This window comes from Streptomyces sp. DT2A-34, from assembly GCF_030499515.1.
In the GTDB taxonomy this organism is placed as follows: domain Bacteria; phylum Actinomycetota; class Actinomycetes; order Streptomycetales; family Streptomycetaceae; genus Streptomyces.
Genome location: NZ_JASTWJ010000001.1, coordinates 7,880,499 through 7,893,047 on the forward strand (window position 1 = coordinate 7,880,499; position 12,549 = coordinate 7,893,047).

The window sequence follows — 12,549 nt, forward strand, 5'->3', positions numbered from 1 at the left end:
TGAAGGAGGCAATGGTGTTCGATCTCCGGACCGAGGCGGAAATGAGGCTGTTCTCGGAAAAGACGGCCAGGGAACTCGCTCTGAAGAAGCAGCGGGAAGAGGGCGTCGAGTCCGAAGAGACCACGACCACGGAGACGTCGGCCGCCATTGCCGCGGAGCCGGTCGGCTGACAGCCTGCTCGGAGTACGGTGACGGTCCGTCGGATTCTCGGCGGGCCGTTTCGGCTGTCCGGAAAGGGGACCCGATGAGGACCCTGCACTTCGGCCTTCGCGTCGCCGACCTCGACCGATCGCTCGCGTTCTACACGGCCGTCGGCTATGAGGTGATCGGCAGCGTCCCCGACACCCCGTTCGGAAGCCTGACCATGCTGAAGCTCCCCGGCGACGAGTTCGTCAGCATCGAACTCGTCCACGATGCCGCCGGCGGATACACGGCCGAGGTCGACACCGGTAACAGAAGCGTCCTCAACCATTTCGTCATCAAGGCGGAGTCGATGACGGCCACTCTCGGCGAACTCGCCGCGCAGGGCATCGACGCCGAGGCGCCCGTATCGCCGGACGGTTCGGACGACTTCCTGACGGCATGGCTCACCGATCCGGACGGCAACCGGATCGAGCTGGTCCAGTGGCCGGCGGGACATCCCGACGGCATCACGGGCGCCGACTGGACGGAATGAGTCCCGGGCCGCGAGCGGGCGCGTGAACGCGGGCCCGGCGGGAATCCGTCCAGGCGGGACGCTCCGCCCTACGCCAGAGGCCCACCCCACCCCACCCCACCCCGCCGACAAACCTCGTCGGCGCCACCGATGAGTTTCGCGACCCCCGACGGTCCACCTCTCAGGAACACGTCTGTGAGGAGCCGCCCCATGACCGACACGACCCTCGACCTCGGACCGCAGGCCCGCATCGTGGCCCGTCTCGCGGAGGGCGTCACCGACGAGCAGCTCTCGGCGCCGACGCCCTGTCCCGACATGGCGGTGCGCAATCTGCTGGGCCACCTGATCGGCCTGGCCGTCGCCTTCCGTGACGCCGGGCGCAAGGATCTGGGCGTCACGACCGACACCAGCCCCGAGGCGGCCGTACCGGACATCGGGCCGGGCTGGCGTGAGGAGCTGCCCAAGGTGCTCGACGAACTGGCCGAGGCGTGGCGCGCCCCGGACGCATGGGCCGGCATGACCCGTGCCGGCGGCGTGGACCTGCCCGGCGCGGTGGCGGCGGCGGTGGCCGTGGACGAGCTGGTGATCCACGGCTGGGACCTGGCCGTGGCCACGGGCCTGCCGTACGCCCCGGACCCGGCCGCCCTGAAGTCGTCGTACGACTTCCTCCGCGCCGCCGCCGACGAGGGCGACCGGGGCGGCGGCATCTTCGGCCCGGTCGTTCCGGTGCCGGAAGGCGCGCCGCTGCTGGACCGGGCCGTGGGGCTCAGCGGGCGGGACCCGGGCCGGGCGCCGTAATCCCGGGCGCACCGAGGCGGCGGGGGCATACGCTCCCCGCATGTCCGCCCGCATGCCCCTCACCCTCACCGTCCTCGGCACCGCATCGCCGCACCCCGGCCCCGGGCGCCCCTGCTCCGGCTATCTGGTGCGCGGAGGAGGGGCCGAGGTGTGGGTGGACGCCGGGACCGGGACCTTCGCGGAGTTGCAGCGGCATACGAATCCGGCACAGCTCAGTGCTGTCTGGATCTCCCACCTCCACGCCGATCACCACGCCGATCTGCTCGCCGCGTTCTACGGGCTGGCCTATGGCGGGCTCACGCCGGACGCGCCCATTCCGGTCTACGCCCCGGCGGATTGCGCGCAGCGTCTCGCCGGGTTCTTCGGGCAGCCGGACGCCGGGTTCCTGAGCGGCGTCTTCGACTTCCATGCCCTGTACGACGGCCACACCGCCCGGCACGGCGACCTGCTGCTCACCTCGCGTGCCGTCGTGCACGACGTCGAGGCCTACGGGCTGCGGGTGGAAAGCGGCGGGCGGGTTCTCGCGTACTCCGGGGACAGTGGTCCCTGCCCCGCGCTCACCGAACTCGCCCGCGACGCCGACCTGTTCCTGTGCGAGGCCGACATCGACGAGCATCGCGATGGCGAACAGGTTCACCTAACGCCCGAGGGCGCCGGAGCCACCGCCCGCCGGGCGGGCGTACGGGAGCTCGTCGTCACCCATGTCGGGCCCACGCTCACCCCGCGAGCGGCGACCTCCCGCGCCGCCGCGGTCTTCGGCGGGCCCACCCGCACCGCGTGTGAAGGCCACATCCTGCACATCTGAGGAAACCTCAACTTCCTTTGTAAGAAGCATTGACGAAACATGCGCCCCCTCTTACCTTCATCGCGTCGTACTTCGTACGTCATATATGAGACGCGATACGTGAGATCCCATACCTGAGATCCCATACGCGAGGTCGATCCCGATCCCGCGAAGATCCGAGAGGCGCGCATGACCTCTGTGCCCACGCCGATCCCCTCCCGCACGCAGTACGTGCTGGAGGAGATCAAACGCCGCATCCTCACCGGGCAGTTGACGCCAGGTCAGGCCCTGGTGGAGACCGAGCTCGCCGCGCAGTTCGGGGTGTCGAAGACCCCGGTGCGCGAGGCGCTCAAGACGCTGGCCGGGACCGGGCTGGTCGTGATGAGCCAGTACAAGGGCGTCACGGTGCGCATGGTGGACGCGGACATGGCGCGCGAGGTCTACGACGTACGGCTGCTGCTGGAGCCCGAGGCTCTGCAGCGGGCGGTCAGGCGTGGGGCCTCCCTCGATGCCGCCCGGGATGCCCTGACCCGCGCCGACGCGGCCGACGACACCGCCGAACGCTCCCTCGCGAACCGGGAGTTCCACCGCGCCCTCTACCTGCCGTGCGGCAACCCGCTGCTCGGCCGGATGCTCGACGAGGTCCGCGACCAGGCCGCCCTGGTGTCCGCCGTCGCCTGGGCCGCCTCGCCCTCCTGGGAACGGGAGGCCGGCGAGCACCGGGAGATCCTGCGGCTCGCGCTCGAAGGGGACGCGGACGGCGCCGCGCGCGCCCTGCACGCCCACATCGCGTCGTTCGTCGAGCGGGCCTTCCCCGAAGCGGGTTCCGAGGCCCAGGGAGAGGACGGTCCGGCATGACCACGACGTTCGAGACCCAACGCACGGCCCTGGCCGACGTGGTGGCGATCCCGGTGACCCCGTTCGCCGAGGACGGCCGCGTCGACCAGGACGTCCACCGGGCCCTGCTGCGTCGTCTCCTCGACGGGGGCATCACCACCCTCACCCCCAACGGCAACACCGGCGAGTTCTACGCCCTCACCCCCGAGGAGCGCCGCCTCGTCACCGAGTGGACCGTCGACGAGGCCGGCGACCGCGCCGTCATCCTCGTCGGTGTCGGCCACGACGTGCCCACGGCCATCGCCTCCGCCCGCCACGCCCGCGACCTCGGCGCCCAGATGGTGATGGTCCACCAGCCCGTCCACCCGTACGTCTCCCAGAACGGCTGGGTCGACTACCACCGCGCCATCGCCGAGGCCGTGCCCGAGCTCGGCGTCGTGCCGTACATCCGCAACGCCCAGCTCAGCGGCGCGCGCCTCGCCGAACTCGCCGACGACTGCCCGAACGTCATCGGCGTGAAGTACGCCGTACCGGACGCCGCCAAGTTCGCGGCCTTCGCCCGTGACGCCGGGCTGGAACGCTTCGTGTGGGTCGCCGGGCTCGCCGAGCCCTACGCCCCCTCGTACTTCTCCGCGGGCGCCACCGGCTTCACCTCCGGACTCGTGAACGTCGCCCCGGCCGTTTCGCTGAACATGATCGAAGCGCTTCGATCCGGGGACTACCCGGCCGCGATGAAGGTCTGGGAGCAGATCCGCCGCTTCGAGGAACTGCGGGCCGCGAACGGCTCCGCCAACAACGTCACCGTCGTCAAGGAGGCCCTCGCCTCCCTCGGCCTGTGCCGCCGCGACGTCCGTCCGCCGAGCCGGCACCTGCCCGAGGACGAGCGCGCCGAGGTCGCCGCGATAGCCGCCGGGTGGTCGATGTGACCGACAGACAGCGAAAGCGCCCCGAGGAACTGCGGAGCCATCAGTGGTACGGCACCGAGGGTCAGCTGCGCACCTGGTCGCACAACGCCCGCATGCGTCAGCTCGGCTACGAGGCGGAGGAGTACCGGGGCCGCCCGGTGATCGCCGTCCTCAACACCTGGTCCGACATCAACCCCTGCCACGTCCATCTGCGTGAGCGCGCCGAGGCGGTCAAGCGGGGGGTGTGGCAGGCCGGGGGCTTCCCGCTCGAGTTCCCGGTCTCCACGCTCTCGGAGACGTACCAGAAGCCGACCCCGATGCTCTACCGCAACCTGCTCGCGATGGAGACGGAGGAACTGCTGCGGTCGTATCCGATCGACGCGGCGGTGCTGCTCGGCGGCTGCGACAAGTCGACGCCGGCGCTGCTCATGGGCGCGGCCTCGGCCGATGTCACGTCGATCTTCGTGCCCGCGGGGCCGATGCTGCCGGGGCACTGGCGCGGTGAGACCCTCGGGTCCGGCACCGACATGTGGAAGTACTGGGACGAGCACCGCGCGGGCAACCTGTCGGACTGCGAACTGCGCGAGCTCCAGGGCGGGCTGGCGCGTTCACCCGGTCACTGCATGACCATGGGGACCGCCTCCACGATGACCGCGGCGGCGGAGACCCTCGGCATGACCCTGCCGGGTGCCTCCTCGATCCCGGCCGTCGACTCGGGACACGAGCGGATGGCCGCCGCCTCCGGGCGCCGCGCCGTGGAGCTCGCCTGGACCGGGCTCAAGCCGTCCGAGATCCTCACCCGCGAGGCCTTCGAGGACGCCGTCACCACGGTGCTGGGCCTGGGCGGCTCCACCAACGCGGTCATCCACCTGATCGCCATGGCCGGCCGCGCGGGCATCACGCTCACCCTCGACGACTTCGACCGCATCGCGCGTACCGTGCCGGTGCTCGCGAACGTCCGTCCCGGCGGACAGACGTACCTCATGGAGGACTTCCACTTCGCCGGCGGCCTGCCCGCCTTCCTCTCGCGGATCACCGACCTGCTGCACCTGGACCGGCCGACCGTGGGCGGCACCCTGGGCGAGCAGATCGAGGGCGCCGTCGTCCACAACGACGACGTCATCCGCACCCGCGAGAACCCGGTCGCCCGCGAGGGCGGGGTCGCGGTCCTGCGCGGCAACCTCTGCCCCGACGGCGCCGTCATCAAGCACATCGCCGCCGAGCGGCACCTGCTCAAGCACACGGGTCCGGCCGTCGTCTTCGACGACTACAAGACGATGCAGCGGACCATCAACGACCCGTCGCTCGGCATCACCGCCGACAGTGTGCTGGTGCTGCGCAACGCCGGGCCCAAGGGCGGCCCGGGCATGCCCGAGTACGGCATGCTGCCGATCCCCGACCACCTGCTCAAGCAGGGCGTACGGGACATGGTGCGGATCTCCGACGCCCGGATGAGCGGCACCAGTTACGGCACGTGCGTGCTGCACGTGGCGCCCGAGTCGTACATCGGCGGACCGCTGGCGCTCGTGCGCACCGGGGATCTCATCACCCTGGACGTCGAGGCCCGCGTCCTCCAACTCAACGTGGACGACGATGAGTTGGAGCGCCGCCGAGCCGAGTGGACCCCACCGCCCACCCGCTACGAGCGCGGCTACGGCGCCCTCTACAACGACCAGATCACCCAGGCCGACACCGGCTGCGACTTCGAGTTCCTGGCCAGACCGGGCAAGTCCCCAGACCCCTACGCCCTTTAGGGGCGCGGGGAACCGCGCGACAAGGCAGAACGCACCCGCAGCCGCCACACAACCACAAGAGGCACCCCGTATCGCGATCCGGGCAACCTCCGCCCATCGAGAAAGCGCTTCCTGCACCACGAAAGCAAGCCGCACGCACGCCGTACCAAGAACGGAGACCAGTCATGGCCCAAGCCGCAGCCGTGGCGAAACCGCCCGCGCCACCCCGGCGACGCCGTGCCTCCGCCACGCCGCGCAGGCTCCCGTATCTGCTGATCGCCCCGGCCGCCCTGCTCATGCTGGGCTTCATCGCCTACCCGGTGATCAGCGTCTTCTACTACAGCCTGCAGGAGTACAACCCCACCAAGCCCTGGCGGAACGGCTTCGCGGGCTTCGACAACTTCGTCCACGCCTTCACCGAGGACCCGCTGTTCTGGGACACGCTGGTCTTCAGCGCCAAGTGGGTGTTCGTGGAGGTCGGGCTCCAGCTGATGTTCGGGCTCGCGCTCGCGCTGATCGTCAACCAGACCTTCGTGGGCCGGGCGCTCGGCCGCGCCCTGGTCTTCTCGCCGTGGGCCGTCTCCGGCGTGCTGACCTCGGCGATCTGGGTGCTGCTCTACAACTCCCAGACGGGCATCACCCGTTACCTCGCGGACGTGGGCATCGGGTCCTACGGCACCAGCTGGCTGTCGGACACCTCCACGGTGTTCCCGGCGGCGGTGGTCGCCGATCTGTGGCGCGGTGTGCCCTTCTTCGCGATCCTCATCCTCGCCGACCTCCAGTCCGTCTCGAGGGACCTGTACGAGGCCGCCGAGGTCGACGGGGCCAGCCGCATCAAGCAGTTCTGGCACATCACGCTGCCCCATCTGAAGGACGCCATCGTCCTGTCCACGCTGCTGCGCGCGGTGTGGGAGTTCAACAACGTCGACCTGCTCTACACGCTCACCGGCGGCGGGCCGGCCGGCGAGACCACGACGCTCCCGCTCTACATCGCCAACACCAGCGTCGACGCACACAACTTCGGCTACGCGTCCGCCCTGACCACGGTCGCGTTCGTGATCCTGCTCTTCTGCTCGATGGTCTATCTGCGGCTGAGCAAGTTCGGAGGTGAGGACAAGTGAGCGTCAAGGAAGCAACCAAGGCCGCGCCCGCCCCCATGCGTGCCGACCCCGAGCCGCCGCGTCCGTCGAAGAAGAACCCTTCCTGGGACGAGGTTCCGCGCTGGCAGATCTACCTCCCGCTGTCGATCTACCTGGTCTTCACCCTCATCCCCTTCTACTGGATCCTGCTCTTCTCCCTGCGCCCGGCCGGCTCGACCTCGCTCGTGCCCTGGCCGATGACCTTCGACCACTTCGAGAAGGTCTGGACGGAGCGGGCCTTCGGCACCTACTTCCAGAACAGCGTGCTGGTCGGCGTCGCCACCCTGCTGATGACGACCCTCGTCGCCCTGGCCGGCGGCTACGCCCTCGCGCGCTTCAACTTCAAGGTCAAGCGCGCCTTCATGCTCGCCCTGCTGTGCTCCCAGTTCGTGCCGGGCGCGCTGCTCCTGGTGCCGCTGTTCGAGATCTTCGCCGAGCTGCAGATGATCAACTCGCTGGGCAGCGTCATCATCGCCGAGACGGTCTTCCAACTGCCGCTGTCGATGATCCTGATCAGCAACTTCATCAAGAACGTGCCGTACTCCCTGGAGGAGGCGGCCTGGGTCGACGGCTGCAACCGCTTCACCGCCTTCCGGATCGTCGTCCTGCCCCTGCTGCGGCCCGGTCTGATCGCCGTCGGCTCCTTCGCCTTCGTGCACTCCTGGAACCACTTCCTGTTCGCCCTGATGTTCCTCAACAACCAGGAGAAGCAGACCATCCCGGTCGGCCTCAACACCCTGATGGGCGCCGACAGCGTCGACCTGGGCGCGCTCGCCGCGGGCGGCATCATCGCCGCCGTACCCGTCGTGATCGTGTTCGCCTTCATCCAGAAGTGGCTGATCACGGGCTTCAGCGCGGGGGCGGTGAAGGGATGAGGAGCCGAAGGGGACTTCAACTGGCCGTCGTCGCCGGGATGCTGGGCCTCGCGTTCAGCGCCCCGGCCGGGGCCGAGGCACGCGACATCAGCCGCGACACCCTCGCCGCGAACGACGGCTGGGCGGCGGCCGACGGTGGTACCACGGGGGGTTCCACCGCCGACGACGCCCACGTCTTCACCGTACGCAACCGCAGTGAGCTGGTCCGCGCCCTCGACGGCGGCAGCGCCACCCCGAAGATCATCAAGATCGCGGGGACGATCGACGCCAACACCGACGACGACGGCGACCACCTGGACTGCGCCGACTACGCCACCGACGGCTACAGCACCAAGAAGTACCTGGCCGCCTACGACCCGCGCACCTGGGGCTCCGCCAAGCCCAGCGGCCCGCAGGAGGAGGCCCGCCAGGCCTCGGCGGCCAGGCAGGCCGAGCGGATCGAGCTGCCCGTCGGCTCCCACACCACCATCGTCGGACTCGGCGACAGCGCGGTCCTCAAGGGCGCGAGCCTCCAGCTCAACGGCGCGAACAACGTCATCGTCCGCAACCTGGAACTCCGCGACGCCTACGACTGCTTCCCTGCGTGGCAGCCCAACACAGGCGGCCTCGGCGACTGGAAGACGGCGTACGACAACATATGGCTGCGCGGCGCCACACATGTGTGGATCGACCATGTGACCCTCAGCGACAAGGGCCACTCGGACGAGCAGGAGCCCACATACTTCGGCCGCAACTACCTTCGCCACGACGGCCTGCTGGACATCACCAACGCCTCCGACCTGGTCACCGTCTCCTGGAGCCGGTTCGCCGACCACGACAAGGCGATGCTCATCGGCAACGGCGACACCGCGACCGGGGACCGCGGCAAGCTGCGGGTCACCCTGCACCACAACGAGTTCGAGTCCGTCGTCCAGCGCGCGCCCCGCGTCCGCTTCGGGCAGGTGCACCTCTACAACAACCGGTACGTCGTCCCGGCCGACGCCCACGACTACCGCTACTCCATCGGCGTGTCGACCGAGTCCGCCGTCCACGCCGAGAACAACGCCTTCACCACCCCCGGCCACATCGAGGTCGCCGACCTGGTCAAGAGCTGGAACGGCACCGCCCTCCACCAGTCCGGGACCCTGTTCAACGGCTATCCGGTGGACCTGCTCGCCATCTACAACGCCTACAACTCCGGCAGCGAGCGTGATCTCACGGCCGACGTCGGCTGGACACCTACCCTGCACACAAAGATCGACAGCGCCGCCACGGCCGACCGAGAGGTGGCACGCGGCGCGGGCGCAGGGAGGACCCCATGAGCACTGCCGTACCCATCGTCCTGGCGGGCGCGCGCGGCCACGGCCGCTGGCACCTCGACAACATCCGCCGGCTCCACGACAAGGGGATCGTCCGGCTGGCGGGGATCTGCGAGCTGACCCCGCTGAGCGCGGACGAGCTTCCCGAGGGCCTGGGGTCGCCGGAACAGTCCGCCGACTTCGGCGCCCTCCTCGACTCCACCGGCGCGAGCGTCGCCGTGATCTGCACGCCGATCCCGACCCACACCGACCTGGCCCTGACGGCCGCCCGCCGGGGCGTGCACATCCTGCTGGAGAAGCCGCCCGCCCCGTCGTACGCCGAGTTCCGGCGCATGGCCGACGGGGTCGCCGAGGCCGGGGTCGTCTGCCAGATCGGCTTCCAGTCGCTGGGCTCGGGCGCGGTGCCGGCGATCCGGACGCTGATGGCCGAGGGCGCCATCGGCGAGATCGTCGGGATCGGAGGGGCCGGGGCCTGGGCACGCACCGAGGCGTACTACCGGCGGGCGCCCTGGGCGGGCAAGCGGCGCCTGAACGGCGTCGACGTCATCGACGGCGTGCTGACCAACCCGCTCGCGCACGCCGTCGCCACCGCCCTCGCGCTGGGCGGAACGGTGCGCGCCGAGGACGTCACCGCCATCGAGACCGAGCTGCTGCGCGCCAACGCCATCGAGTCCGACGACACCTCCTGCGTCCGCGTCACCACCGCGCACGGCCCCCAGGTCGTCGTCGCCACGACCCTGTGCGCCGAGGACCCGGACGATCCGTACGTCGTCGTCCACGGCGAACACGGCCGGATCACCTTCTGGTACAAGCAGGACCGCGTCCTGCTCCAGCGCGCGGGCCACGGCCCCGAGGAGTTCGAGTACGACCGTACGGACCTGCTCGAGAACCTCGTCGAGCATCTCACCGACGGCACCGACGTGCTGGTCACACCCGAGGCGACCGGCGCCTTCATGAAGGTCGTAGAGGCGATTCGACTCGCCCCCGACCCGGCCCCGCTGCCGGACGAGGCCTGGCAGCTGCTCCCCGACGAGCAGCGCCGGGTCGTGCCCGGCATCGACGGCCTCGTCGCGGCCGCCGCCGACACCCTCGCCCTCTACTCCGAGCTGGGCGCTCCCTGGGCGCCTGAGGCACGAACGAAAGAGGTGAGCACCTGATGACCCCCCACGACACCGCGGTGCTGCGTGTAGCGGGCCGACCGGTCGGCCGGTACGTCACCCGGCCCGAACTGCCGGCCCGGCTCTCCCCGCGCCCGTATCTGCACCCCGTCACCACCCTGGCCGGCACGGCGGTCACCGAGCTGAGCCCCGCCGACCACATACACCACCTCGGCGTCGGTGTCGCCGTTCCCGACGTCGAGGGGCACAACTTCTGGGGCGGACGCACCTACGTCCGTGACCAGGGCCCGACCGAGCTCGACAACCACGGCGCCCAGCGCCACACCGCCTTCCAGCTGCGCGACCCCGACGGCTTCGTCGAGGAACTGCGCTGGGTGGCGGCGGGGGCCGAGCTGCTGCGCGAGCGCCGTACGGTCGCGACCACCGAACTCGCCGACTTCGCCTGGGCGTTGGACTTCACCTTCTCCCTGACCAACGTCACCCCGGGCCCGCTGTCGATCGGCAGCCCCGCCACCAACGGCCGCCCCGGCGCGGCCTACGGCGGCTTCTTCTGGCGGGCCCGCAAGGAGGCCTCGGCGCCGGACGTGTTCACCGTCGACCGCGAGGGCGAGCAGGAGATCCACGGCACCCGCGCCCCCTGGGTGGCCCTCACCGGCTCCACCTGGACCCTGATCTTCGCCGGGGCCACCGAACGGACCCGCCAGGACCCGTGGTTCGTGCGCGCCGGGGAGTATCCCGGCGTCGGCTCCTCCCTCGCCGCCGAGGAACGGCTGCCGATCCCGCCCGGCGAGACCGCCGTACGCCGGATCGTCACCGTCGTCGCCGACGGCCGGATCAGCCGGCTCGAAGCGGCGTCCCTGGTCCGCAAGGCGGTGAGCCCGTGACGACCGACGTGTATCGCAACCCCATCCTCAACGCCGACTGGTCCGACCCGGACGTCGTCCGCGTCGGCGACGACTTCTACCTCAGCGCCTCCAGCTTCGGCCGCGCCCCGGGCCTGCCCCTCCTGCACTCCCGCGACCTGGTCAACTGGACGCTGGTCGGCCACGCCGTCGACCACCTCGAACCGGCCGAGGAGTTCGCGACCCCCCGGCACGACCGCGGCGTCTGGGCTCCGTCCCTCCGCCACCACGACGAGCGCTTCTGGATCTTCTGGGGCGACCCCGACCAGGGCATCTTCCAGGTCAACGCCCCCGAGATCCGCGGCCCCTGGACCCGCCCGCACCTGGTGAAGCAGGGCAAGGGCCTGATCGACCCCTGCCCCCTGTGGGACGACGAGACCGGCGAGGCCTACCTCGTGCACGCCTGGGCCAAGTCCCGGTCGGGGGTGAAGAACCGCCTCACCGGCCACCGTATGCACCCCGACGGCACCGAACTCCTCGACGGGGGCAAGCTGATCGTCGACGGCGACCGGATCCCCGGCTGGTTCACCCTCGAAGGGCCGAAGCTCTACAAGCACGACGGCTGGTTCTGGATCCTGGCGCCCGCCGGGGGAGTGGAGACCGGCTGGCAGGGCGCCCTCCGCTCGCGCGAGTTCTTCGGGCCGTACGAGGAGAGGATCGTCCTCGAACAGAAGGACACCGACGTCAACGGCCCCCACCAGGGCGGCTGGGTGCGCACCCCGTCCGGTGAGGACTGGTTCCTGCACTTCCAGCAGCGGGGCGCGTACGGCAGGGTCGTCCACCTCCAGCCGATGCGCTGGGACGCCGACGGCTGGCCGGTGCTCGGCGAGGACGGCGCCCCCGTCGCCGTACACCGCGTCCCCGACCTGCCGCCGCAGCCGCCCGCCGCGCCCGCCACCGACGACGACTTCCCCGGCGGACGCTTCGGCCGCCAGTGGTCGTGGACCGCCAACCCGCAGGACGGCTGGGCCACCCAGCACTCCGGCGACGGTCTGCGGCTCGCCTGCGTCCGCTCGGCCGACGCGCACGACCTGCGCAAACTTCCGAACATCCTCACGCAGCGGCTGCCCGGCACGCCGTGCGCGGTCGAGGTCGAGCTACGGCTGGACAGCGTGGAGCCGGGGGCGCGGGCCGGGCTCGCGGTGCTCGGGGACGCGTTCAGCTGGATCGGGCTCCAGCGGGGCGCGGACGGGGCGGTGCATGTCGTGCACCGGTTCGCGGAAGCGGTCGCGGAGAAGGAACGGGACGCCGATCATCCGAGGCCCGCGCCCGAGGGGCGGGTGCGGCTGCGGATCGAGATCGGGTCGGGGGCGCGCTGCCGCTTCTCGTACGACACCGGCGACGGCTGGACGCCCTCCGGTCAGGTCTTTGCCGCCACCCCCTGGCGCTGGGTCGGTGCCCTGCTCGGGCTCTTCGGCCTCGCCCCCGCCGGTCCGGGACACGCCGGAGCGGCGACCTTCACCCACTTCAGGATCAGCGCCTCGTAACTCACCGGATTTGTAAGC

The 12,549-nt window shown here is 70.7% G+C and carries 13 protein-coding genes; all 13 read left to right on the forward strand.

The genetic code is table 11. From position 1 onward, the window contains the following. Positions 1-11 precede the first annotated feature (11 nt). The 13 genes from QQM39_RS35150 to QQM39_RS35210 all read left to right on the forward strand — a co-directional run bounded on the left by QQM39_RS35150 (position 12) and on the right by QQM39_RS35210 (position 12,531). Positions 12-170 carry a hypothetical protein gene (locus QQM39_RS35150; RefSeq protein WP_302001608.1) on the forward strand — a complete coding sequence of 53 codons (159 nt, stop codon included), beginning with the start codon at positions 12-14 and terminating at the stop codon, positions 168-170. A 74-nt stretch (positions 171-244) separates the two neighbouring features. Further along, entirely contained in the window at positions 245-676 is a 432-nt protein-coding gene (locus QQM39_RS35155) for a VOC family protein (RefSeq protein WP_302001609.1), read from the forward strand. Positions 677-865: 189 nt separating this feature from the next. After that, positions 866-1,453: a TIGR03086 family metal-binding protein gene (locus QQM39_RS35160; RefSeq protein ID WP_302001610.1), complete on the forward strand. Its 588-nt coding sequence runs from the start codon at positions 866-868 to the stop codon at positions 1,451-1,453. Positions 1,454-1,505: 52 nt separating this feature from the next. Further along, on the forward strand, positions 1,506-2,258 hold the full coding sequence (locus QQM39_RS35165; protein ID WP_302003841.1) for an MBL fold metallo-hydrolase: 753 nt from the start codon (positions 1,506-1,508) through the stop codon (positions 2,256-2,258). Between the two features lie 168 nt (positions 2,259-2,426). After that, the gene (locus QQM39_RS35170) at positions 2,427-3,095 is read left to right on the forward strand and encodes a GntR family transcriptional regulator (RefSeq protein ID WP_302001611.1); all 669 of its coding nucleotides are present in this window, start codon (positions 2,427-2,429) and stop codon (positions 3,093-3,095) included. Beyond that, a complete protein-coding gene (locus tag QQM39_RS35175; protein ID WP_302001612.1) occupies positions 3,092-4,000 on the forward strand; it encodes a dihydrodipicolinate synthase family protein in 909 nt (302 codons plus the stop codon). Before QQM39_RS35170 ends, QQM39_RS35175 begins: the two co-directional genes overlap by 4 nt. Then, positions 3,997-5,733 carry an L-arabinonate dehydratase gene (araD, locus tag QQM39_RS35180; protein WP_302001613.1) on the forward strand — a complete coding sequence of 579 codons (1,737 nt, stop codon included), beginning with the start codon at positions 3,997-3,999 and terminating at the stop codon, positions 5,731-5,733. The genes QQM39_RS35175 and araD overlap by 4 nt, the downstream gene beginning before the upstream one ends. A 164-nt stretch (positions 5,734-5,897) precedes the next feature. After that, positions 5,898-6,833 carry a carbohydrate ABC transporter permease gene (locus QQM39_RS35185; protein ID WP_302001614.1) on the forward strand — a complete coding sequence of 312 codons (936 nt, stop codon included), beginning with the start codon at positions 5,898-5,900 and terminating at the stop codon, positions 6,831-6,833. After that, a complete protein-coding gene (locus QQM39_RS35190; protein WP_302001615.1) occupies positions 6,830-7,726 on the forward strand; it encodes a carbohydrate ABC transporter permease in 897 nt (298 codons plus the stop codon). Before QQM39_RS35185 ends, QQM39_RS35190 begins: the two co-directional genes overlap by 4 nt. Next, complete coding sequence (locus QQM39_RS35195; RefSeq protein ID WP_302001616.1) at positions 7,723-9,027, forward strand: polysaccharide lyase family 1 protein; 1,305 nt, start codon at positions 7,723-7,725, stop codon at positions 9,025-9,027. The genes QQM39_RS35190 and QQM39_RS35195 overlap by 4 nt, the downstream gene beginning before the upstream one ends. Then, positions 9,024-10,181, forward strand: coding sequence for a Gfo/Idh/MocA family protein (locus tag QQM39_RS35200; protein ID WP_302001617.1), 1,158 nt, complete (start codon positions 9,024-9,026; stop codon positions 10,179-10,181). Before QQM39_RS35195 ends, QQM39_RS35200 begins: the two co-directional genes overlap by 4 nt. Then, a complete protein-coding gene (locus tag QQM39_RS35205; protein ID WP_302001618.1) occupies positions 10,181-11,026 on the forward strand; it encodes a PmoA family protein in 846 nt (281 codons plus the stop codon). The genes QQM39_RS35200 and QQM39_RS35205 overlap by 1 nt, the downstream gene beginning before the upstream one ends. After that, positions 11,023-12,531 (forward strand): glycoside hydrolase 43 family protein, encoded by a 1,509-nt coding sequence (locus QQM39_RS35210; protein ID WP_302001619.1) that lies wholly within the window; start codon positions 11,023-11,025, stop codon positions 12,529-12,531. Before QQM39_RS35205 ends, QQM39_RS35210 begins: the two co-directional genes overlap by 4 nt. The last annotated feature ends 18 nt before the right edge of the window (positions 12,532-12,549 follow it).